The 23,669-nt window shown below is 61.9% G+C and carries 19 protein-coding genes; 13 read left to right on the top strand and 6 right to left on the bottom strand.

Annotated elements, in window-relative coordinates; genetic code table 11:
• The first annotated feature begins 166 nt into the window (after window positions 1-166).
• On the top strand, window positions 167-1,363 hold the full coding sequence (locus ACQKP1_RS07475) for a hypothetical protein (RefSeq protein ID WP_427274787.1): 1,197 nt from the start codon (window positions 167-169) through the stop codon (window positions 1,361-1,363).
• 123 nt (window positions 1,364-1,486) lie between these two features.
• On the opposite strand, the gene aspS is transcribed toward ACQKP1_RS07475, so the two are convergent.
• Complete coding sequence (gene aspS, locus ACQKP1_RS07470) at window positions 1,487-3,277, bottom strand: aspartate--tRNA ligase (RefSeq protein ID WP_427274786.1); 1,791 nt, start codon at window positions 3,275-3,277, stop codon at window positions 1,487-1,489.
• A 301-nt stretch (window positions 3,278-3,578) separates the two neighbouring features.
• Here aspS and ACQKP1_RS07465 point away from each other — a divergent pair, with 301 nt between their 5' ends.
• Window positions 3,579-5,057 (top strand): hypothetical protein, encoded by a 1,479-nt coding sequence (locus ACQKP1_RS07465; protein ID WP_427274785.1) that lies wholly within the window; start codon window positions 3,579-3,581, stop codon window positions 5,055-5,057.
• A 205-nt stretch (window positions 5,058-5,262) separates the two neighbouring features.
• Here ACQKP1_RS07465 and ACQKP1_RS07460 read toward each other — a convergent pair whose 3' ends face one another.
• Window positions 5,263-5,871 carry a TetR/AcrR family transcriptional regulator gene (locus ACQKP1_RS07460; protein ID WP_427274784.1) on the bottom strand — a complete coding sequence of 203 codons (609 nt, stop codon included), beginning with the start codon at window positions 5,869-5,871 and terminating at the stop codon, window positions 5,263-5,265.
• A 101-nt stretch (window positions 5,872-5,972) separates the two neighbouring features.
• On the opposite strand from ACQKP1_RS07460, the gene ACQKP1_RS07455 reads away from it, so the two are divergent.
• The 11 genes from ACQKP1_RS07455 (at window position 5,973) to ACQKP1_RS07405 (ending at window position 17,926) form a co-directional block, all read left to right on the top strand.
• The gene (locus ACQKP1_RS07455; RefSeq protein WP_427274783.1) at window positions 5,973-6,404 is read left to right on the top strand and encodes an ABA4-like family protein; all 432 of its coding nucleotides are present in this window, start codon (window positions 5,973-5,975) and stop codon (window positions 6,402-6,404) included.
• Window positions 6,405-6,407: 3 nt separating this feature from the next.
• A complete protein-coding gene (locus ACQKP1_RS07450; RefSeq protein WP_427274782.1) occupies window positions 6,408-7,253 on the top strand; it encodes a hypothetical protein in 846 nt (281 codons plus the stop codon).
• A gap of 127 nt (window positions 7,254-7,380) precedes the next feature.
• Window positions 7,381-8,619: an MFS transporter gene (locus ACQKP1_RS07445; RefSeq protein ID WP_427274781.1), complete on the top strand. Its 1,239-nt coding sequence runs from the start codon at window positions 7,381-7,383 to the stop codon at window positions 8,617-8,619.
• A 99-nt stretch (window positions 8,620-8,718) separates the two neighbouring features.
• A complete protein-coding gene (locus tag ACQKP1_RS07440; RefSeq protein WP_427274780.1) occupies window positions 8,719-10,128 on the top strand; it encodes a multicopper oxidase family protein in 1,410 nt (469 codons plus the stop codon).
• Window position 10,129: 1 nt separating this feature from the next.
• The gene (locus ACQKP1_RS07435) at window positions 10,130-11,017 is read left to right on the top strand and encodes an MBL fold metallo-hydrolase (protein ID WP_427274779.1); all 888 of its coding nucleotides are present in this window, start codon (window positions 10,130-10,132) and stop codon (window positions 11,015-11,017) included.
• A 116-nt stretch (window positions 11,018-11,133) separates the two neighbouring features.
• A complete protein-coding gene (gene rnd, locus ACQKP1_RS07430; protein WP_427274778.1) occupies window positions 11,134-12,279 on the top strand; it encodes a ribonuclease D in 1,146 nt (381 codons plus the stop codon).
• Window positions 12,280-12,282: 3 nt separating this feature from the next.
• Window positions 12,283-12,780 carry a GNAT family N-acetyltransferase gene (locus ACQKP1_RS07425; RefSeq protein ID WP_427274777.1) on the top strand — a complete coding sequence of 166 codons (498 nt, stop codon included), beginning with the start codon at window positions 12,283-12,285 and terminating at the stop codon, window positions 12,778-12,780.
• A 9-nt stretch (window positions 12,781-12,789) separates the two neighbouring features.
• Window positions 12,790-13,767 (top strand): small ribosomal subunit Rsm22 family protein, encoded by a 978-nt coding sequence (locus ACQKP1_RS07420; RefSeq protein ID WP_427274776.1) that lies wholly within the window; start codon window positions 12,790-12,792, stop codon window positions 13,765-13,767.
• Window positions 13,764-14,777 (top strand): DUF2891 domain-containing protein, encoded by a 1,014-nt coding sequence (locus ACQKP1_RS07415; protein ID WP_427274775.1) that lies wholly within the window; start codon window positions 13,764-13,766, stop codon window positions 14,775-14,777. Before ACQKP1_RS07420 ends, ACQKP1_RS07415 begins: the two co-directional genes overlap by 4 nt.
• Entirely contained in the window at window positions 14,771-16,459 is a 1,689-nt protein-coding gene (locus tag ACQKP1_RS07410) for an aconitase X (protein ID WP_427274774.1), read from the top strand. Before ACQKP1_RS07415 ends, ACQKP1_RS07410 begins: the two co-directional genes overlap by 7 nt.
• Window positions 16,460-16,567: 108 nt before the next feature.
• Complete coding sequence (locus ACQKP1_RS07405; RefSeq protein WP_427274773.1) at window positions 16,568-17,926, top strand: esterase-like activity of phytase family protein; 1,359 nt, start codon at window positions 16,568-16,570, stop codon at window positions 17,924-17,926.
• Between the two features lie 69 nt (window positions 17,927-17,995).
• Here ACQKP1_RS07405 and ppx read toward each other — a convergent pair whose 3' ends face one another.
• From ppx to ACQKP1_RS07385, 4 genes are all read right to left on the bottom strand, one after another.
• On the bottom strand, window positions 17,996-19,516 hold the full coding sequence (ppx, locus tag ACQKP1_RS07400; protein ID WP_427274772.1) for an exopolyphosphatase: 1,521 nt from the start codon (window positions 19,514-19,516) through the stop codon (window positions 17,996-17,998).
• Between the two features lie 12 nt (window positions 19,517-19,528).
• A complete protein-coding gene (locus ACQKP1_RS07395) occupies window positions 19,529-21,721 on the bottom strand; it encodes an RNA degradosome polyphosphate kinase (RefSeq protein ID WP_427274771.1) in 2,193 nt (730 codons plus the stop codon).
• 65 nt (window positions 21,722-21,786) lie between these two features.
• Entirely contained in the window at window positions 21,787-22,500 is a 714-nt protein-coding gene (hdaA, locus tag ACQKP1_RS07390; protein WP_427274770.1) for a DnaA regulatory inactivator HdaA, read from the bottom strand.
• Window positions 22,501-23,655 (bottom strand): AI-2E family transporter, encoded by a 1,155-nt coding sequence (locus ACQKP1_RS07385; RefSeq protein WP_427274769.1) that lies wholly within the window; start codon window positions 23,653-23,655, stop codon window positions 22,501-22,503.
• Window positions 23,656-23,669 lie beyond the last annotated feature (14 nt).

Genomic DNA, 23,669 nt, shown 5'->3' with positions numbered 1-23,669 from the left:
CCGGGGATTCTGCCTGTGGATTAAGGCGATGTGACCGCCATCACGCCGCAATCTGCGTGCATCAGGCTATGGCGAAAACCGGTGGACGTTTTTTCAATCCCACTTATAAATATCGGCGACCAATTTTGTCCGCACCTCCCGCGGAACCAGAACGAAGGACCTTCTCATGACCCTGTACCGCTCCACCCGACTTCTGCTTGCGAGCGCTGCGCTCACTGCCTTCACGGGTCCCGCCTTTGCGCTGGACGGGCAGGATTTGTTGAAGAAGATCAATGCTGCCTTCGCGACGGGCGGCAGCAACATCACGGCTGAAAACGTCGAGGTCGACGGCTCGAACGTGGTCCTCAAGGGCCTGAAGCTCGGGGTCGAAGGCGCCACGGCTGAAAAGCCCCTGATGCTTGAAGAACTGACGCTGGAAGGCGTGACCGAGGAAGAAGGCGGCGCCTATTTCATCGAACGCGTCGAATTCCCCGAGGTGAATGTCACCGAGGAAAAGTCGAGCTTCAAGGTTCAGGATCTCTATCTGGCCGGCGTCTATGTGCCGGGCGACGCCAATGCCGAGGGCATTGATTCGCTGATGTTCTACGAAGAGGCCCATAGCGGCCCGGTCGATGTCACGGTTGACGGCAAGTCGGTCTTCTCGATGGCGGAAGCGGTCGGCACGATGGGTCTGTCGGACGACGAGAGCACGATCACCTTCGAAGGCAACGTCACCGGCGTGAAGGCCGATCTCAGCACCGTCGAGGACCCGCAGGCCAAGGCGCAGATCGAAGCGCTCGGCCTCACCACGCTCGACGGCAGCATGAACATGTCCGGCAGCTGGGAGGTTGAAAGCGGCACGATCGACATCGAAGACTACTCGATCGATTTCGCCAATGTCGGCAAGCTCTCCCTCGCCTTCTCGATGTCCGGCTACACGCTCGACCTCGTCAAGCAGATGCAGGAACAGGCCCGCATGATGCAGGCACAGCCGCAGAACGAGCAGGCCCAGCAGGCAGCGGGCCTTGCCATGCTCGGTCTCGTGCAGCAACTGTCGCTGGTTGACGCGCAGATCCGCTTCGAGGATGCCGGCATCACCAAGCGCGGCCTCGACTATGCCGGCAAGAGTCAGGGGGCCGACGGCGCGCAGATGGCGCAGATGGTCAAGGGCATGCTGCCGATCCTCCTCGCCCAGGCGAAGCTCGGCGCGATCCAGAACGAAATCTCGGCCGCCGTGAACACCTATATCGACGATCCGAAGGCGCTGACGATCGCTGCAGCGCCTGCCAACCCGGTCGCCTTCCCGATGATCATGGGCGCCGCCATGGGCGCACCGGAAACCATTCCGGGCCTGATCGGCCTCAAGGTCACCGCCAACGACTGATCGTTATCGATCGAGAAAGAAGCCCGGCCCGCGAAAGCGGCCGGGCTTTTTCGTGGCCGTGAGATCAACAAAAAAGGCCGGGATCGTTCCCGGCCTTCGTCATATCCAGATCCCTTAGGCGGATCAGTCCTTCTTCGGCTGCGGCACGACGCGCAGGGCCAGATCGCGCAGCTGCGCTGGCGTTGCCGGCGACGGGGCGTTCATCAGAAGGTCCTGGGCCTGCTGGTTCATCGGGAAGAGCGAGATTTCGCGCAAGTTCTTCGCACCGACGAGCAGCATGACCACGCGGTCGATACCGAAGGCGCAGCCACCATGCGGAGGAGCGCCATACTGGAAGGCACGGTACATGCCGCCAAAGCGTTCCTCGACGTCGTCCTTCGACAGGCCGACCTTCTCGAAAGCCTTGACCATCAGTTCCGGCGACTGGTTACGGATCGAGCCCGAGGCGATTTCGAAGCCGTTGCAGACGGCGTCATACTGATAGGCCTTCAGCGACAGCGGATCCTGGCTTTCCAGCGCTTCCAGACCACCCTGCGGCATCGAGAAGGGGTTGTGGGCAAAGTCGATCTTCTTTTCTTCCTCGTTGTATTCGTAGAACGGGAAGTCGACGATCCAGCACATTTCGAAACGGTCGCGATCAACGAGGTTCAGTTCCTCGCCGGCGCGGGTGCGGGCTTCACCGGCAAACTTGTAGAACTTGGCCGGGTCGCCGGCGACGAAGAAGGCCGCATCACCCGGCTCGAGGCCGAGCTGCTGGCGGATTGCTTCGGTGCGCTCTTCGCCGATGTTCTTGGCGAGCGGGCCGGAGCCGGCGATCTTGCCGTCCTCTTCCTTCCAGAAGATGTAACCGAGGCCCGGCTGGCCGGTCGATTGCGCCCAGGCGTTCATGCGGTCGCAGAATGCGCGCGAACCGCCGGTCTTGGCCGGGATTGCCCAGATCTCGACCTTCGGGTTCGAGGCGATCATGCCGGCGAAGACCTTGAAGCCGGAATCACGGAAGTGGTCGGTGACGCCTTCCATGACGATCGGGTTGCGCAGGTCGGGCTTGTCGGAGCCATATTTGCGGATCGCGACGTCGTAGGGGATGCGCGGCCATTCCTTGGTGACCGGCTTGCCTTCGGCGAACTGCTCGAAGACTTCCGTCATCATCGGCTCCATCGTTGCCCAGACATCTTCCTGGGTGACGAAGCTCATCTCGACGTCGAGCTGGTAGAATTCGCCCGGGAGACGGTCGGCGCGCGGGTCTTCGTCGCGGAAGCAGGGCGCGATCTGGAAATAGCGGTCGAAACCGGCGACCATCAGCAGCTGCTTGTACTGCTGCGGGGCCTGGGGCAATGCGAAGAACTTGCCTTCGTGGATACGGCTCGGCACGAGGAAGTCGCGCGCACCTTCCGGCGACGACGCCGTCAGGATCGGGGTCGAATATTCGGCAAAGCCGGCAGCGGCCATACCATTGCGCATGGCGGAAATGATCTGGGTGCGCTTTACGATGTTCTTGTGCAGCGTGTCGCGGCGCAGATCGAGGAAGCGGTACTTCAGGCGCACGTCTTCCGGATAGTCGGGCTCGCCGAAGACCGGCAGCGGCAATTCCTTGGCGGCCGAGAGAACTTCGATCTCCTGAGCGTAGAGTTCGATCTCGCCGGTCGGCATGTTCTTGTTGACGGTGTCGTCCGTGCGGGCCTTGACCAGGCCGTCGATGCGGATGACCCACTCGCCACGCACGGTTTCGGCCGCCTTGAAGGCCGGGCTATCCGGATCGGCCACGACCTGGGTGATGCCATAGTGATCGCGCAGGTCGATGAAGAGCACGCCGCCATGGTCACGAACGCGATGGACCCAGCCCGAGAGGCGGACGGTCTGACCGACGTCGGATTTGCGAAGAGCGGCACAGGTGTGGCTGCGGTAACGATGCATGATCAGGTATCCCGAATGTGACGGTCGAAAAGGCACCAACAGACGAGGCGCGCGACCGATAGAAAATCGGGCGGAAAAGCGCATGGTGCGCCTGATTTGTCAAGGCTGGAGGAGTTACGGGCCTTGGGTACTGTGGATTTGGCGCAGGGTGGAGGATGGCGTTTGGCGGATGTGAGACCGAGAGCGGAATCTCAGCCTCTTGGCGGCGCAGGCAAGAAGGTAGACACTCACCGTAGTAACGCGTGCTACGGCGTATGGGATGTGGCTTGCTTTTGATATGGGGCGGAAGGGATATGCTCTGATGGCGGAAACCGAGTTGGCAGACGGCGACGAAAATTCTGGAAAGTTGGAAGTTGTTCAAAGGTTCATCGATCTTTTCGAGGAGGCATTTGACGAACTACACGCGGCGGTTTTGGAGAAGCTGAGGAACCCCAACCAATACCTCTCGAACCATTACGATTACCCGCAAATGATGATAGGCGACGCTGGATTTCCTACTTTCACTGAGACCGGAACCTTCGACAAGGCAGGCCGAAAAAACTACGTCCAGACTGTTAGGGGCTATGGGCTTCTAAGTGTTCTAATGATCGGAAAAGACGAGAAGCAGCTGCCGTCAATCATCAGGCTGACAGAATTCCTCCAGTCGAACGATCTTGGCAAAAAGTTCATTTCCCACCACAGCGACAAGGTGTCGGAATTCTCTGTCCACGTTATGGTTTCCAGCACCGTCGAAAGTTACTTTCAGCGTTTCGGCACCGGACCGCTCGATAACCAGCTGCGCTGGCGTGCGATTGCTAAGATGCTCTTCGGTTGCCTGACAAATCAGGTCTTTCTCAAGCTAATCGTGCCAATCGCGTTAACGCACTTTGACGTTGATCATTACCGCCTCACGGATACGACCTATATCACCCGTATTCCGAAGGGCATCCAGCTCTCACGCGCCCGAATGGACTTGCGCGGTTCGGGGGCCGTCAAGCACGTTGTAGGAGCAGCAACCCACGCCTTCGTCTCGACGGCATGGAGCGTGGAGGTAACAACACGCGACCAGCTCCGCCACTCGCTCAACGATCCATCAAGGAACGTTCTCGACGAAGCGGACCTCTTCTTCGCGGCGCTGCGCGGTGCCACGGGGGCAAAAACAGGGTATGCTCAGATAGCCTTTCTGCCTACGAACGCAGTGGTCGACATCTATTGCGATCTACCGACAATCTATGGCGCCACCTACCGCCGATACCCTTCCGAATTCGATCAATATGGCTGGGTTTATGGAGGGCAATCGAGAATAACCAAAGAGCAGATGGACGATGTCAAACGGCTCTACAACCTCATACTCGAAAGGCCAGAAGACAGGGTTCGGCTTGCGCTTAAGCGTCTGAATACCTGCATGAGCCGGGATGACGCCATGGACGCGATCCTTGACGCCACGATCGCTTTGGAAATCCTACTCGGGGATACGAAGGGCGAAGCAATCGCATACAAGATCAGAATGCGGGCGGGAGCTCTGGCGGCACATCAAGGCGACCGGAAAGCAACAGAAGTTTTGGCGGCGGTAAAGAAGTTGTACGAGACCAGATCAAAAATCGTGCATGGAAGCACGTTCATGAAAAAGGCGAAGCAGGTCGTCCCAGACGAGGAGCGCTTTATCCCAGAGAGGAACGCCGCTATCGAAATTCTGCGATACATCCTGAGATGCCTTCTCGAACATCCACGCTTCCTGCAACCGGAAAGGATCGATGAAGAATTGCTTCTCGGTTCTCCACTGAACAGTGGGGAAGGCTGATCTCCAACCCAAAAGGAAGGGCGCCCACTCCATACGGAATGGAGGCAGTGTCGGCCGATCATCTTCGGCCCGTCCTTCTTGCGCTAGGTTCGGTCCGCCTTTCGTGCGACTTCTTTCCTTGCTCCTTGCTTCCGCCTTGGCACGTCCCCTTTGTGGAAACACCACCCGAGCACCAATTTATCGAACGGCCAGCGCAAACCGCTCCTCACTCCGGCAACAATACACTCGCCAGATCCAACGGCGCCACAAACGGCTCGCAGCCGGTGCCGCCGTCGCCCTCCGGTGGCAGCTTGCCGTCGATCATCAGATGCGCGTGGCCATGGATCTGCGACCAGACGAGTTGCTCGACGGCCGCCCTGCCCTCCGGCGTGTCCAGTTTCATCCGCTTCGCCACTGGCAGTGAGATCTCCTCCAGAACGGCATGGGCGGCATTGGCTGGCGGACCGATGGCCGGGTCGTCCCAGTCGAGGCGGTTGGCGGTGAACATCAGGCGGAAGAGATGTGGGCTGGACCTCGCAAAGTTCAGATAGCCGCGGGAGGCGGCCCGTAGCTGCTCTGCCGGATCATCAGGGGCTGCCGCCATCGCCTCGCGCATCGAGGCAGCAAACAGCCTGAAGCCCTCGACGGCAAAGGCGGTCATCAGATGCCGCAGGGTCGGGAAATGATGTTCGGGGGCCGCATGGGAAACGCCGACCCGGGCGGCGAGCTTGCGGAGCGTCAGCCCTTCGAGACCCTGCTCCTCCAGCATCATGAGCCCATTGTCGATCAAGGCCTGGCGCAGGTCGCCATGGTGATAGGATTTCTGTCTTGCCATGCCCCTTCATAACCGCTCGAATCCACGCCGTCAAAATCAATCTTGACATTGCCAAGTTTTGGACCATCCTCATCTTGTCACCGTCAAGATGGAGCGCCTCGATGAATCCCGATACCGTGTTTTCGCTTGCCAGCAGCGCGGCCATGACCGGCTGGCTGGTGCTCATTCTGGCGCCGCGATGGCGCGCCCTCATCGGTTTCATCCGCTTCGGCCTGATCGGCGCGCTGTCGCTCACCTATGCCGTGCTGGTCTTCGTCTACTTCTTCCGCGTCGAGGGCGGTGGCTTCGGCTCGATTGCGGAAGTCAGGGCGCTCTTCATGGACGATCCGGTCCTCGTCGCCGGCTGGGTGCATTACCTCGCCTTCGACCTCTTCATCGGCACCTGGATTGCCGGCGAGGCCGACAAGCGCGGGTACAATCGCCTGCTGCAGGCGCCGATGCTGGTCGCGACCTTCATGTTCGGCCCGCTCGGGCTCCTGCTCTTTTATCTCACCCGCGCGACAGAAACCGCGCTCGAGCCCCGAAAGGCCTGAACCATGACCATGCTTTTCAACGACAGTGTCGCGCTTGCACCCTCGCGCGATCTCGCCACCGGGGAGGACGGCGTCCGCCGCCTGCTGATCGTCGGCATCGGGTTGCAGCTGGCTCTCGCCATCCCGAGCCTGATCGCGCTCGGTGTCGACGAACGCCTGCTCAACGACATCAGCGTCTGGAGCAAGCCGCTGAAATTCCAGGCCTCTCTCGCCCTGATGCTCGGGACCCTGCTTTTGCTCCTGCCGCTCATCGAACCGAGAACACGGGCCGGTCGCGGCGTCTGGCTGGCAAGCCTTACTGCCGTCATCACGGCGAGCGGCGAGATCCTCTACATCACATTACAGGCGGCGCGTGGCCGGGCGTCACACTTCAATGACTCGACGCCCTTCGAGGCGATGGCCTATAGCGTCATGGGGGCCGGTGCCGCCCTTCTGGTGCTGTCGAGCCTCGTGATCGGCGTTTACATCCTGCTGCGCCCAAGCCCTGCCGCAACTGCTGGCTTGAGGCTCGGCGGCGGCTGGGGCCTCGTGCTTGGCAGCGCGGCGACACTCTTCACCGCCTTTGCGCTCGGCAGCGGTGAAATCGGCGGGCCGGGCCATTGGGTCGGCGGGGTCAGGACGGATCTCGGCGGACTGCCGCTGTTCGGCTGGTCGCGCAGCGGCGGCGATCTGCGCGTGCCGCATTTCTTCGCCACCCACATCATGCAGGCACTGCCGCTTCTCGGCCTTGGTCTCGACCGGTTCGCGCCCGGCCTTGCCAGACCCGGCATACTGGTCGGCGCACTCGTCTCGATCGGCGTCGTCGTTGCCACCTTCGTCCAGGCCGTTCAGGGGCAGCCCTTCCTCTGACGGCAAATTCCGGGCGCGTTGCGACGGGCGATGTTTTTGGCCTGTCGCGACCTGTCAAACAGGTCTAGGAATTTGGACCCGCCGCGGCACCGACTCACCGACCCTCGCCGTGGCCCGCAGGCCTCTCATGCATGATATCCGCCCTCTCATTCCCCTCCTCATCACCGCCGGCATCCTGATCGGCGGCAACGGCCTACAGGGCACCTTCATCTCGCTGCGTGGCATCGAGGAAGGTTTCAGCACTTCGGTCATCGGCATGGTCGGTACGGGCTATTTCCTCGGCTTCGTGATCGGCTGCGTCTACATCACCAAGGTCATGCGGGCGATCGGCCATATCCGCGCCTTCTCGGCGCTGGCCGCCATCGCGTCCGCCGCCTCGATCATGATGGTGCTGGTGATCGACCCGATCTCCTGGTTTCTGATGCGCCTCGTGCAGGGCATCTGCTTTGCCGGCCTGTTTGCCGTCGTCGAAAGCTGGCTCAACGCCCGCGTCACCAATGCCACCCGGGCGCGCACCCTCTCCGTCTATCGCTTCGTCGATCTCGGCTCGGTGACGGCGGCGCAGTACATGATCCCGCTCTTCGGGGTCTCCGGCTTCGACCTCTTCGCGATCATCGCCATGGCGCTTTCGCTTTCGCTCGTGCCGATCTCCTTTGCCGACAAGTCGAGCCCCGCGCCGCCGAAGGACGTCAAGTTCGACATCAAGGTCCTGTGGTCCGTCTCGCCGCTCGCCACCGTCGGCTGCATCGTCATCGGGCTCACCAATTCGAGCTTCCGCTCGCTCGGGCCGATCTATGCCGATGGCATCGGCCTATCGGTGACGGCGATCGCGACCTTCATGAGCATCGGCATCTTTGCCGGCATCGTGCTGCAATATCCGCTCGGCCATTACTCCGACAAACTGGACCGCCGCGTCATCATCCTGGTCTCGACGATCGGGGCGCTGCTCGCCTCGATCTTCCTCGCCTTTCTGGCAGGCGATGGGGAGCTTGCCAACTTCATCGGCATCTTCGCCTTCGGGGCCTTTGCCCTGCCGCTCTATTCGCTCTGCTCGGCGCATGCCAATGACCATGCAGCACCGGGCCAGCATGCGCTGGTCTCGGCCGGTACGCTGTTCTTCTGGTCGATCGGCGCAGTCGTCGGCCCGCTGATTGCGTCCTTCCTGATGGAGGTCTTCGGGCCGCATGCGCTGTTTGCCTATGTGATCGTCGTCTTGACCTTCTTCGCCGCCTATACACTCGCTCGCATCCGGACGCGCGATGCCGTGCCGACGGAGAAGCGGCGGATGCGCTTCCGCAGTCTGCTGCGCACCTCGACCTTTTTCAGCAAGCTCGCCACGCCACCGAACGAGAAGGATGGCGGCTGAGTTGATCGTCGTCAGTCCTGCGACAGCATGGCTGACGCGGGCTATTGCTGATCGATCATCTCAACTTTAAAAACAGGGCGACCAGCGAGAGTTCCGACCGTGACCTTTGTTTCCCGCCGCACCCTTCTTAAATCCGCCGCCGTGCTTGGCGCCTACGGCGCGGGTCTTGCAGTGATGCCGCGTCTTAGCCAGGCGTTGGCCGCCACCGACCCCGTCGAGATCGAGGCGCTGACGGGCGATGTGCTGCTCGACGGCAAGCAGGCGACGCGTGGGGTGATGCGTTATGCGCTCTCTGGACAGACATCGACAGATCCCTCGCCACCCATCCTGCGCGCCAGACGCGGCGAAGCCTTCAAGGCGCGGCTCATCAACCGGCTGGACGAGCCGACCACCATCCACTGGCACGGCATCCGCCTGCCGAACGACCAGGACGGCGTGCCCTTCGTCACCCAGCCTTACGTCTATACCGGCGACCGCTTCGACTATGCCTTCTCGCCGCCGGATGCCGGGACCTTCTGGTATCACCCGCATTGCAACACGCTCACGCAGATGGGTCGCGGGCTTGCTGGCGTGCTGGTGGTGGAAGACGAGCGCGATCCTGTCTTCGATGGCGAAGTGGTGCTCAACCTCAGGGATTTCCGACTGGGCGGCGACAGCCAGTTCATCGAGCAGTTCAAACCGCGCGATGCGGCGAAGACCGGGACCTTCGGCACGCTCAGGACCGCCAACTGGCAACCCGAGCCGCGTTATGACGTTCCGACCGGCGGCCTCGTGCGTGTCCGCATCCTCGCCGCCGACGTCACCCGCATCTACAATCTCAAGCTCGCCGGCGCCGAGGCGCAGATCATCGCGATCGACGGACATCCGCTGTTGGAACGCATACCGCTCGACATGGCCGTCGTCTCGCCCGGGCAGCGGCTGGACCTTGCCGTCCGCGTCGCTGACAGCGAAGGCGTGGAGATGGTGCTCGAGGATATCAGGCCGTCGACGCCGAAGGTGGTCGCGCGGTTCAGGGCCGTCGGCGCATCGCTCAAGCGCAATCTCGGCGATCTAGGGTCGCTTGCGGAAAATGCGGGCGTCGAGGCCGATCTTTCCAACGCGACGGAAATCCCGCTACTGCTCAGCGCCACCGCTGAGACTGCGGCGCGCGATTCGATCTGCGGGACGCTCGGCTATTCCTTCTGGGCGATCAACAAGGTGCCCTATCCCGGCGATACGCCAGATCCAACCGCGCCAATCGCGGAGCTAAAACTCGGTCGCACCTATCTGCTTAATGTCGAGAACGTCACGCCGCATGCGCATCCGATCCATCTGCATGGCATGAACTTCAAAGCGATCTCTTCGAACAAGCGAGAAGTCCAGCCGCTCGTATCAGATACCTACCTTGTGCTGCCGGATGAAAAGGTCCAGCTTGCACTGGTGGCCGACAATCCGGGTGATTGGGTCTTCCACTGCCACATCATCGAACACCAGAAGACCGGCATGACCGGCTATTTCCGAGTGACATGACATGAGCCTTGCCGAGACGATGCGTATCCACGAGCCCTATCCGGGGCTCTTCGCCTACTATGACGGGCGCATCCTCGGCAAACGTTTACATTCCGAGAAGCCGAACTGGCTCGATGATGGCGCCTATAGCCTCGGTGTCGCAAGCTACGCGATCGTATCGGGGAAAGAGGCGCTCGTCTATGACACGCATATCTCCTTCGAGCATGCGCGCGCGATCCGCAGTCATCTTTCCAGCCTCGGCGTCACCAGTATCCGGGTCGTGCTCAGCCACTGGCATACGGATCATGTCGCCGGCAATGCGGGCTTCATCGACTGCCCGATCATCTCCAACAAGCTGACGCGCAACACGCTGATCGAAAAGCGCAAGGTGCTTGCGGAGAAGGATCCGCCGATCAACCCCGTGGTCATGCCGACGGAGACCTTCGAGGGCGAGACGGCGCTTCAGGTCGGCGACATCACCGTAAAGCTGATGCAGTTCAACATTCACAGCGCCGACGGCACCGTTCTTCTCTTGCCGCATCTCGGCGTGCTGCTGGCCGGTGACACGCTGGAAGACACCGTTACCTATATCTCGGAGCCCGATAACACTGCCTTCCACATCGCCGAGCTCGACCGGCTGGCCGGTCTCGAGTTCTCCCGCATTCTGCCCAATCACGGCGACGAGCAGATAATCGCGTCAGGCGGTTATCCGCCGTCGCTGGTGACAGCGACGCGCGACTATCTCGGGCGGCTTCTCTCCCGGCAGGGTGAACCCGATCTCGAAAACCGGGGCCTGAAGGACTTCATCGCGCCGGAACTCGCCGCCGGTACGCTCACCTACTTCGCGCCCTATGAGGCCGTCCACGCCCAAAACATCGCGGCGCTCAGGGGCGCCAAACCCGACGAATAAGGGGGACATCCGCCCGGGATCGCCCGCTGCCGGCTGCTTTCCAAGTCGTTCATATTGACAAGGAAGGCCAGAAGGGAAACTAAGGTTGATCCTGTAGTTTCCATGACCGAGCCGAAATGATCGATACCACTGCTGCGCTCGAAGAGGCTTGCCGCCTCCTCGCTCAATCCGATTTCATCACGATCGACACGGAATTTCTCCGCGAAACGACCTTCTGGCCGGAACTCTGCCTGATCCAGATGGCGAGCCCGGAGCATGAATACATTGTCGATCCCATGGCCAAAGGGCTCGACCTCAAGCCCTTCTTCGAGCTTATGGCCAATTCTGCCGTCGTGAAGGTCTTCCATGCGGCCCGCCAGGACATCGAAATCATCTTCCATCTCGGCGATCTTCTGCCGCATCCGATCTTCGATACGCAGGTCGCGGCCATGGTCTGCGGCTTCGGCGATTCTGTCTCCTACGACCAGCTCGTGCAGAAGGTGAAGAACGTCCATATCGACAAGACCTCGCGCTTCACCGACTGGAGCCGCCGCCCGCTGTCGGAAAAGCAGCTCGATTATGCGCTGGCCGATGTCACCCATCTGCGCGACGTCTATCTGAAGCTGAAAGGTCAGCTGGAAGCGGAAGGCAGGGCTGAATGGCTGACCGAGGAAATGGCGATCCTCGAATCCCGCGAGACCTATGACCTGCCGCCGGAACAGGCCTGGCAGCGGCTGAAGATGCGGCTGCGCAAGCCAACGGAACTTGCCGTCATGCAATATGTTGCTGCCTGGCGTGAACGGGAAGCCCGCTCGCGCAACGTGCCCCGTTCGCGTGTGCTGAAAGATGACGCCATTTACGAGATCGCCCAGCAGCAGCCGAAGGACGTGGAGGCGCTCGGACGCCTGCGCACCATTCCGAAAGGCTGGGAACGCTCGTCTTCAGGTGCCGCCATCATCGAGCAGGTGAATACGGCCCTTGCACTTCCCAAGTCTGAAATGCCGCATCTGCAGCGCCACGCCCATGCACCCGAAGGCACACAGTCGGCTGTCGAGCTCTTGAAAGTTCTGCTGCGCCTCACCTCGGAAAAGCATGGGGTTGCCTCCAAGGTCATCGCCAACAGCGACGATCTGGAAAAGATCGCGGCCGAAGGCGAAAAGGCCGAAGTGGCAGCCCTTCAGGGCTGGCGCAAGGAGCTGTTCGGCGATCTCGCGCTCAAGCTCATCTCCGGCGGCGTTGGCCTGCGCTTCGTCGACAAGCGCGTCGAAGCGGTGGAGTTCTGATCCGTGACGGCGCTTAGGCTGCGCCGTGCGACCGAGGCCGATATCCCGTTCATCATGGAGACCGAGCGCAAGCCGGGCTATGACCAGTTCATCGGGCGCTACAGTCTGGACGAACACAGGGCGCATCTGGCCGACCCGGCATTTGCCTATCTGATCGGCGAGAATGCCGAGGGTTCTGCGCTCGGCTTCGTCATACTGATGGATCTCAACCGGCGCGACGGCAATGCCTGTGTCAAGCGCATCGCGGTGTCGAGCCCGGAAAAGGGCTTCGGCACGCCGCTGCTTGCCGGCGCCGTCGACTTCGCCTTTCTCGAAACCAATGCCCATCGCCTCTGGCTCGACGTGGTGAGCGGCAACTTGAGAGCGCAGACCGTCTATCGCAAAGTCGGCTTCATCCAGGAAGGCGTGCTCCGCGAGGCAGCGCTTCTGCCGGATGGCAGCCGCTCAGATTTCCTCCTGATGTCCATCCTCCGCCCCGAATGGGCGGCGCGGCGCGGCTGAGGGCACCCCATGGAACTTCCAGCCCCTCTCCGCTCCGCCGTCGACCAGATGCTCCAGGGCGAACCGCTGGAACGGCTCGCCAAGGCGAGCGCCATTCTCTCGGATCGCTATCGGCGCGAAGTGCGTGACGGGCGGTTTCACATTGATGATGCGCTGGCCGCCAAGGCCTATCTCGCGACCCGCCTCCCCGCCACCTTTGCCGCCGTTCGCGCAGCGCTTGCCATGGTCGAGGATGCGGCACCGGACTTTCAGCCGGAAACCCTGATCGATCTTGGCTGCGGCCCCGGCACAGCACTCTGGGCCGCCGCCGATACCTGGAGCAGCCTCGATTCTGCAGAGATGGTGGAAGCGAGCGGCGCGATCCGCAATGTCGGCGAGAAACTCGCCGCCTCCGGCAGCGTCAAGAGCCACTGGCAGGCCGGCGATGTGACGGCCAAGATTCCGACGCTTGGGCCAGCAGACCTCGTGACACTCGCCTATGTTCTGGACGAGTTGCCGCCGGCAACCATTGGAACCGTCACGGAAAAACTCTGGGGTCTGACCAAGGGCATGCTCGTCGTCATCGAGCCGGGCACGCCGGCCGGCTGGCAGCGCATTCTGGCCGTTCGTGACAGGCTGCGATCCCTCGATGCCCATCTCGTGGCGCCCTGCATGCATTCGGACGACTGTCCGATCGTGGCACCCGACTGGTGCCACTTCTCCCGCCGTGTGGCGCGTTCGCGGGTGCATCGTCTGGCCAAGGGGGCCGAGGTGCCGTGGGAAGACGAGAAATACATTTTCATCGCCGCCTCTCGCGAGCCTGTCACGATCAGCGGCGACCGGGTGCTGTCTCCGCCGCGCGTCAATGGTGGTGTCGGGCGGGTCAAGCTCTGTCGCACAGATGGCACGGCTGCCGAGCTGACGCTCAGCAAGCGCGATGGCGACGCCTTCAAGGAGATCCGCCGGGCCGACTGGGGCGATCGGCTGGACTTGGGAGATAAGGGATGACCACGCGGCTGACATCCGAGTTTGCCTCTCGCTGTGCTGCGATCGCGCTCGGCCATGTCACCCGCGAATATCCCAATCATATTCTGCATGGGCTCGAAGGGCCTGATGACGCGAAGACGCCATCCGAGCTGCATCCGGTCTTCTACGGTAGCTATGACTGGCATTCCTGCGTGCATGGCTACTGGATGCTGGCGCGTCTTCTGCGCCTTTATCCCGAAATACCGGAAGCGCAGGCGATCCGCGATCTCTTCTGCACGATGCTGGTGCCCGATAGGATCGCCGGCGAATGCGCCTATTTCGACCGACCGATGGCGCGCGGCTATGAGCGACCCTATGGCTGGGGCTGGTTGCTGAAGCTGGCTGCCGAGTTGCACGGCCACGAGGATCCCGCGTGGGGGGCTGCGCTGTCGCCGCTGACCGAGCGGATTGTCCAGCGTTTCCAGGACTTCCTGCCGCTTGCCACCTATCCGGTGCGGGTGGGCACGCATTTCAACACCGCCTTTGCGCTGAGGCTGACAGCCGACTATGCCGAAACCGTCGGAGACGGCAGCCTCTTTGATCTGCTGCGCGTCACGGCTCTGCGCTGGTATGGCTCTGACACCGCCTGCCCCGCCTGGGGCGAGCCCTCGGGCGACGACTTCTTGTCGCCAGCGCTGATCGAGGCGGAATGTTTGCGCCGGCTGATGCCAGCAACCGACTTCGCCCGGTGGTTCGATGGTTTCCTGCCTGACATTTCAGCCGGCCAACCGCGCACGCTGTTTGCGCCTACCGCTGTTTCCGATCGCTCGGACGGCAAGATTGCCCATCTCGATGGCTTGAGCCTCAGCCGAGCCTGGTGCTGGGGCTCTCTGGCGGGCACCCTGCCGGAGACGGACCCGCGCCGGCCTGTGATGATCGAGGCCGCACATGGACACCTCGAAGCCGGGATCGCGCATGTGGCTGGCGACTATATGGGGGAACACTGGCTGGCGAGTTTTGCGGTCCTGGCGCTGACGGAGACGGAATGTTGAGCAACCTCACTGACACCGTCGACATCACGGGCCGCGTGCTGGTTTCAGGCTCGGTCGAAGGCGAGGTGCTGTTCACCGATACGGCGCTCAGCTTCTGGGGCGGTGCGGATGCCGTGACCGGCGAGATCATCGACCGGCATCACCCGTTGAGCGGCGAACGGCTGACGGGCCGCGTGCTCGCATTGCCGACCAGCCGTGGTTCCTGCACCGGCAGCGGCGTGATCCTCGAACTGATCCTCAATGGACAAGGGCCTGCCGCGATCGTGCTCGAACATCCAGAAGCGATCATCACCCTCGGCGTCATCGTCGCCGAGGAAGTCTTCGGGCGGTCGATTCCGGTGATCGCTGTGGGCAAGCAAGCGTTTGCAGGGCTGCGGACCGCGAAACGCGTCCGGATCAGCGATGCCGTTGCAGGCATCGGTTCGGACATCACGCTCACGGATCGGGACCAGGCCATTCTTGCTGGCGAGCGGGGCGAAGCGGCTGCCGTTGCCATGCGGATCGTACTGCGGATGGCGGCGCTCGAGGGCGCGACGGAACTCATCGACATCACCCGCGCCCACATCGACGGCTGCATATACACCGGTCCTGGCGGCCTCGCCTTTGCCGAAAAGCTGCGCGATCTCGGCGGTCGCGTCGTGGTGCCGACGACGCTGAATGCGATTTCGGTCGATCACCGGCGTTGGCAGGCGCAGGGTGTTCCGGAAGCGCTTGGGCGTCCGGCGGCGGCAGTGGCGGATGCCTATGTGGCGATGGGGGCTGAGGCCACCTTCACCTGCGCCCCCTATCTGCTCGATGACCGGCCCGCGCGCGACGAGCAGATCGTCTGGGCGGAATCGAATGCGGTCGTCTATGCCAACAGCGTGCTTGGCGCACGAACGATGAAGTATCCTGACTATCTCGACATCGCGATTGCGCTGACGGGACGGGCCCCCAAGGCGGGCTGTCACCTGCTGGAAAAACGGGCACCGCAGGTTCGGGTCACCGTACCCCCGCTCGATGGCGTGGATGACAGCTTCTGGCCACTGCTCGGTTATCTGATCGGGACAATCTCACCCGATGCGATTCCGCTGGTCGAGGGGGTATCCGCGCACAGTCCTGACACGGATGCCCTCAAGGCCTTCGGTGCAGCATTTGCCACCACCTCGGCGTCGCCGATGTTCCATGTCGCTAGCGTCACGCCAGAGGCACTCGACCCGAAGGCCTTTGCAGCCCTCAACGTGCCGACGATTTCACTCACCCACCAGGACCTACTGCGGGCCTGGCGCGAGCTAAACGGCGCGGATGCGGGTCCGGTACAACTGGTCTCGCTCGGCAATCCGCATTTCTCTGCCACCGAGCTTGCCGCCCTCGCGGCGCTCTGTCGCGGGAAGACCCGTCATCCGCAAGTGTCCCTCGTCGTCACCTGCGGGCGCGCCGAAATGGTAAAGGCGGAAGCGGCGGGCGATGTCGCCGTGCTCACCGCATTCGGCGTCACCCTCGTCAACGACACCTGCTGGTGCATGGTGACCGAGCCTATCATTCCGGTCGATGCCGAGGTCATCATGACCAATTCCGGCAAGTATGCCCATTACGGCCCAGGCCTTACCGGGCGGACCATGCGCTTCGGCAGTCTCGCCGCCTGTGTGGAGGCGGCCGTGGCGGGTGAGGATCGCGGCCACCTGCCCGCTTGGCTCGGCTAGCCTGTGGGTAACGGGTGACGTCATGGAAACTTCACCCAACAGCAACAGCTGCGACATGAAGGCTCCTTAAGGACAGCGGCGTTTCCTCCCTTCCAACAAGGTGACGCTATGACCAAAGCCCTTTTGACTTCTGCCGCCCTCTTCGTTCTCTTCGTCTCCCAGGCCTCGGCCGAGGAGAAGGTCTTTCCGGCCAAGCTGGTGAACCACGCTATCCTGCCGGCGAACACGATCATCGCAGCCCCTGCCGATGCGCCTGAACATCTCAAGACCTCGGGCAAGTTCACTACCGCAGACCGCGAGCGGGCGGACGCGCTCGGCAGCGTGCCGGGCAAGGACGGTGTGCGCCTGACGGGCCTGTCGCTGCCCTTCGACGGCCAGCCGCTGCAGGGTTTCTCCGGCATCAAGCGCATGGAAGACGGCACGTTCTGGAGCCTTTCGGACAATGGCTTCGGCTCGAAGGCCAATTCAAGCGATGCCATGCTGATGCTGCATCACCTGACCTTCGATTGGGATGCCGGCGCCGTGAACGTCCAGAAGACGCTCTTCCTCTCCGACCCGGACAAGAAAGCCCCCTTCCCAATCGCCATGGAAGCGTCCGACAACCGTTACCTAACGGGCGCTGACTTCGACCTTGAGTCGATCCAGCCAGTCGCGGACGGTTTCTGGGTCGGTGAAGAGTTCGGTCCTTACATGCTGAAATTTTCGACTGAAGGCGTCCTGACCGACGTCATCGCCACCAAGGCCGGCGAGATCGAGGTGAAGTCGCCCGACAATCCGACGCTGGTCGTGCCGGCCAATCCGACCGCCAAGATGCCGGTGTTCAACCTGAAGCGCTCCGGCGGCTATGAGGGCTTGGCCATGTCGAAGGACGGCACGAAGCTTTATGGCATGCTCGAAGGTCCGCTCTACATGGAAGACGGCTCCGTCGAGAAGGCCGACGGTCTGACGGCACTGCGCATCATCGGACTCGACGCCGCCTCCAAAACCTGGACGGGCAAGACCTGGCTCTATCCCCTGTCTGAAGGCGGCGAGGCGATCGGCGATTTCAACATGATCGACGAAACGACGGCACTCGTCATCGAACGTGACAACGGTGCGGGCGTGGAGACACAAGCCTGCGCCGATCCGAAGGCACCGGCCGCCGATTGCTTTGCCGTTCCGGCCAAACACAAGCGGATCTACAAGATCGAGATGACGGAAGAGAATGCCGGCAAGGCGGTGCGCAAGATCGGCTATATCGACCTGATGAAGATCGAAGATCCCGACAACAAGAAGCGCCAGGGCGGCGGCGAAGGCTTCTACGACATGCCCTTCGTTACCATCGAAAATGTCGATATCATCGATGCGACCCACATCGTCGTCGGCAATGACAACAACCTGCCCTTCTCGGCGGGCCGCGCGCTCGACAAGGCCGACGACAACGAATTCGTCCTGCTCGAAGTGGGCGACTTCCTCGCTGCGAAATAAGCGCGGTGCCTGAAATGAGGAGAGCGGGCTTCGGTCCGCTCTCTTTTCATATCTGATGCCTGGTCTGGCCTATTCGTAGACAAACGCCAGACGTTTGCCGGTCAGCTTGGAGAGCTGCATCAGGCGCCCGTCCAGCCGTTCGCCTGAAAATTCTTCGTAGGACTTGGGTACGACGAATTCGAGGTCGAGTTCGGGATTGTCCGAACGCCGGAAGGTCAGGTTGTTGACGACGCCGGGCATTGAGGCCGAGAAGAGGTAGACGACGCGCAGCATGCCACCGACGAGCTTTGCCCTATCTAGCAGCCGCTCGGTAGCGATGGCAGCGAGCGGGCCGGTCTGGCCGTCGTCATGCAGGCCTTCGAAGCGGTAGTAGTTGGTGAGTGCAATGAAGGCGCGGCCCGGATGGGTGATGCCGACGAAGGAGGAGTGGGCAATCACGTTCAGCGCCTGCAGCCCGCGATAATCGGGATGAGCACGCCAGCTGATATCGGCCAGCAGGCAGGCGGCCTGGCGATAGCGGCTTTCCTCTTCGGTCTCTTCGATGTCGAAGAAGGGCATCATTCGGCCCGTCCAGTCGGCCAGTTCGCGGGCATGTTCCGGCGAGCGAGCACGCAGGATCGCCAGTTCGTCGGCGGCCTCGATCAGCGGATCGAGCGACTGTTCTTCATCGAGAAGCAGCGAAAAGAGGTAACCCTCACGCACACCTTGTGCCGAGAAGCAGACGCTTTTCGGCTGCATGATCTCGATCACTTCGCGCATGGCGACAGCGCCGAAGGGGATCAGGTTGCGGCGGCTCTTGGAAATGGTCGACCAGGCCGGGTCACGGTTGTTGGCGCCGGAGATGATCTCGTCCAGGAAGAAGGCGATCTCGTCATAGGGCAGTTCATAGCCCTGCATCATGTGCAGCGGGTATTTCCGAATTTCCATGTGCAGTTTGGCGATGTTGCGCCAGGTGCCGCCGACTGCATAAAATGTGCGCCCCTGCCCTTTCTTGAGAAGGGACACGTCACCCACCAGTTTCTTGGCAAGCACACGGGCCTTGGGCAACGACCCTTCGACACTTTCCGACAGGCGCAGACCACCGAGCGGCAGCGTGACACCCTTGCCGAAGCCTTTACCCTTGATATCGATGAGTTCCAGAGATCCGCCGCCCAGGTCGCCGGCTATGCCGTCGGCATCGTGAAAGCCGCTGACAACACCGAGCGCGGAGTATTTTGCCTCTTCCTCGCCGGTCAGCACCTGGATCTCGTGGCCGAGGATCTCTTCGGCCCGACGAATGAAGTCCGGTCCGTTGGAGGCTTCGCGGGCGGCTGCCGTCGCCAGCACATACATGCGCGTCGCCTGAGCCTGATTGGACAGCGCCCGGAAGCGGCGTAGGGCTACGAGCGCCCGCTCCACGCCGTCCTCATCCATCCGGCCGGTCGTGGCGACACCCTTGCCGAGGCCGCAGAGAACCTTTTCGTTGAAGAGCACCGTCGGCGCGCGCGACAGCCCCTCATAGATCACCAGGCGGATCGAGTTGGAGCCGATGTCGACAACGGAGACAGGGGCGATACCGGGAAGACGCCCCTGCGCTTCAGATCTTGTCATGAGGTACCAGAGTTATCGTTTCCTGCCGGATATCAGACCGGCGATCAGTTTCGGTGCGCTTGATTTCAATGCTTCTCCGCGGCCAGACAGGCTCGGATTGGTCATGAAATAGTGCTGGGCGTTGAAAGGTTCCTCACCCTGCCGCACTTCGATGCGCCTTGAGGTGCCGTCGGCCAATATCTCGTAGCTCTGTTGATTGTCAATCAGGTTACCCAGCATGATTTGTGACAGAACCTGCTCATGCACAGTCGGGTTGATGAGCGGCACCAGGGTCTCGACGCGGCGATCGAGATTGCGCGGCATCATGTCGGCGGAGCCGATATAGACCAGCGCCTTTTCCGACGGCAGTCGATGACCATTGCCGAAACAGAAGATGCGGCTGTGCTCGAGGAAGCGACCGACGATCGACTTGACCCGGATGTTGTCCGAGAGACCCGGCACGCGCGGCCGCAGGCAGCAGATGCCGCGGATGACCAGATCGATTTCCACGCCGGCACCGCTTGCGGCGTAAAGCGCATCGATGATCTCGGGATCGACGAGCGAGTTCATCTTCATCCAGATCTGTGCCGGGCGACCGGCCTTTGCGTGGGCGATCTCCTCGTTGATGTGCTTGAGGATGCGAGGACGCAACGTGTAGGGCGAGACGGCAAGCTTCATGCCCTCTTCAGGCTCACCATAGCCGGTGATGAAGTTGAAGACATTCGCCATGTCATGGGCAATCTTCGGATTGCAGGTGAAGAAGGAGAGGTCCGTATAGATCTTCGCGGTCACCGGATGGTAGTTGCCCGTGCCGAGATGGCAGTAGGTCCGGAGCTTGCCGTCTTCGCGGCGCACGACCATCGACATCTTGGCGTGGGTCTTGAGTTCGATGAAACCGAAGACGACCTGGACGCCGGCGCGTTCGAGGTCGCGGGCCCAGCGAATATTGGCCTCCTCGTCGAAGCGCGCCTTGAGTTCGACGAGCGCCGTTACGGACTTGCCCGCGTCGGCGGCATCGATCAGGGCGCGGACGATCGGGCTGTCGTTCGAGGTGCGGTAAAGCGTCTGCTTGATCGCGAGAACGTCAGGATCGCGCGCGGCCTGCAGCAGGAACTGCACGACGACATCGAAGCTCTCATAGGGATGATGGACGATCATGTCCTTTTCGCGGATCGCGGCTAGGCAGTCGCCGGCATGTTCGCGGACACGCTCGGGGAACCGGGCATTGTACTGCTCGAAGCGCAGATCGTCGCGCGGTGCCTTGGTGATTTCCGAGATCGTATTCAGGGCGAGCAGGCCGGGGAGAACGGCGACGCGATTGTCGGCAACACCGAGCTCGTGAACGACGAACTGGCGCAGAGCAACCGGCATCTCGGAGTCCACCTCGATGCGGATGACCGAGCCGCGGCGGCGACGCTTCAGCGCCGTCTCGAAGAAGCGCACCAGATCTTCAGCCTCTTCCTCGACTTCGATATCGCTGTCGCGGATGATACGGAAGGTGCCGAAGCCCTTGACCTCATATCCCGGGTAAAGCCGGTTGATGAACAGGCCGACCATATCCTCGAGCGTGATGTAGCGGATCGTGGCGCCCTCATCCGGGAGGCGGATGAAACGGTCGAGGGTGGGCGGCAGACGCAGAAGCGCGGTCATCGGCTCGCCGGTGCGGCTGGAGCAAAGCTGCAGGCCCATGGAGAAGCCGAGGTTGGGGATGAAGGGGAACGGGTGGGCCGGGTCGATCGAGAGCGGGGTCAGGACCGGGAAGATCGATTCCTCGAAGGTGGTTTCGAGCCAGCCGCGGTCCGCCTCGGACAGGGCCGCCGGGCGAACGATCAGGATCTCTTCCTGGGCCAAGTATTGCTGCAGGACGGCGAGCGAGGCCTGCTGCTCCATCTGCAGGTTGTCGATTTCCTTCAGGATATCATCGAGCTGTTCGGCGGGCGTCTTGCCATCGGGACTTTTGATGACGATGCCCTGGCGGACCTGACCTTCGAGGCCGGCCACGCGGACCATGAAGAACTCGTCGAGGTTCGCTGCAGAGATCGACAGGAAGCGCACGCGCTCCAGAAGCGGGTGGGCAGTGTTCAGCGTCTCCTCGAGAACACGGCGATTGAACTGGAGCCAGGAGAATTCGCGGTTGATGAAGCGCAGTGGGCTGGTCAGCATGTCCTCGGCGGGCGCGACCTCCAGACCGGTTTCGCCATCCGTGCCGTGTACTGCGCTGTCCATGATTCGCCCCTTCTTTTATCGTTGGTGCCGATTATAACAGTTTGACGACAGATCTGTGACGACGACTATTCGCGGATATCTGCCGCCTCCAGAGTTTCGAGAACCTCTGCGGCCAGGCTGCGGCTGATCTTGGCGCGGCGGGCAAGGGCCAGCCTGTCCATTCGATCGACGACCACTTGGGCGGCCGAAAAGGAACGCTCCATGCGGCTGACGATATAGCTGACAATCTTGTCATCGATGTAAAGCTGGCGGTCGGCGAACAGCTTGGTGATCAGTTGGCCGAGCAGGTCTTCATCCGGCGCTCCGATTTCCACGACCGTGGCCGCCTTCAGGCGCGAATTCAGATCCGGGAGCGCGACGTTCCAGGACGGGGGAAAGCTGCGCGAGGTGATCAGCAGAGTTGTGCCGTGCTGGCGGACCGCATTGATGACATGGAAGAGCTCGACCTCGTCGAAGCCGGCGCGGTCGGCATCCTCGAAGAGCACCGGACCTGCGGCTGCCACCTGCGACGCGCCCTGCCCGGCTTGCAGCACGATATCCGTCGCACCGCTGGTGTCGCGGAAAATCTGGGCGAGGTGAGATTTTCCCGAGCCTTCCGGCCCGGTCAGGATTACCACCGGCGACGGCCAGTTCGGCCAGGCATCAACGATCGACACGGCGGCGGCCATACGTTCGGAGACCAGCAGGTCGTCACGGCCGGTCGCCGAGCCATGCTCGAAGGCGAGCGGCAATTGTTCGGCGGCTCCACGCTTGTCGGGAGCCATCTTGGCGTCAGTCATTCATGCCTCGGGCACGTCTTTGGAGCTTGGGGATGCGATCTCGCCAACGGGCTGGGAAGGCGGCGCGAGGACGACCGAGGTTCCGTAATAGAGATCGCTGTCAAGATAACGCGAGATCGCGAAACGAACAAGCACGCCGACGGCTGCGGCTGCGGGCACCGCCACCAGAACGCCGACGAAGCCGAAAAGCGCACCAAAGGCGAAGAGGGCAAACATGAGCCAGACCGGGTGCAGACCGACACTCTTGCCGACCAGCTTTGGCTGCAGGATGTTGCCCTCAATGAACTGCCCGAAGAAGAAGATGCCGGCAATGACACCGACCCAGATGAAATCCGGCCAGAATTGCACGAGTGCCACGCCGAGCGACAGGAGCAGACCGACCGTCGAGCCAACATAGGGAATGAAGCTGATCATGCCGGTAAAGAAACCGATCAGCAGACCGAAATTGAGGCCAGCAGCCGAGAGCGCTATCGCGTAAAATATGCCGAGGATCAGGCACAGCGAACCCTGACCGCGCACGAAGCCCGCAATCGTGCTGTCGAGTTCGGTGGCGAGTTGGCGCACCGTGCCGAGCTGGTGGCGCGGCACCCAGCTATCGACCTTCTCGATCATGCGGTCCCAGTCGAGCAGCAGGTAAAAGGCAACAACCGGTGTGACCACCAGCAGCGAGGCTATGTCGAGCAGCGCCTTGCCGGAATTCCAGATCTGCTCCACGAGCGTGCCGAGGAAGCCTACCCCCTCGCTCAGATAACGGGAGAAGTTCTCCCGGATCGTGCCCATCTGACCATCCACCCAATCCGGCAGCCAGGCGGCATTCGAGGTCGCGATGAAGGTCTGCAGTTGCGTGATATATGCGGGTACGCGTTGGATGAATTCGTTGAGCTGGCTGGCAAGCACAGGGATGATGATCATCAGGGACAGCACAAAGACAACGACGAAGGAGACGAGAATGACCACCGTCGCCATCAGGCGGCTCAGACCGATCCGCTCGAGCCGGTCGGCGACCGGATCGAGGAAGTAAGCGAGCGCCATGCCGGCGATGAAGGGCAGAAGGATCGATGAGAACAACATCAGGAAGGCGACGAAGATCGCAAGCGTCACCAGCCAGAAGAAGACCTGGCGGCGGAGGCCGATTGCACTGATGTTGTGACCCATGTGCGTCTCCGTTC

This window comes from Allorhizobium sp. NPDC080224 (assembly GCF_050281005.1).
Classification (GTDB): Bacteria; Pseudomonadota; Alphaproteobacteria; order Rhizobiales; family Rhizobiaceae; genus Allorhizobium.
This window is presented reverse-complemented; position numbering and strand designations above follow the sequence as displayed.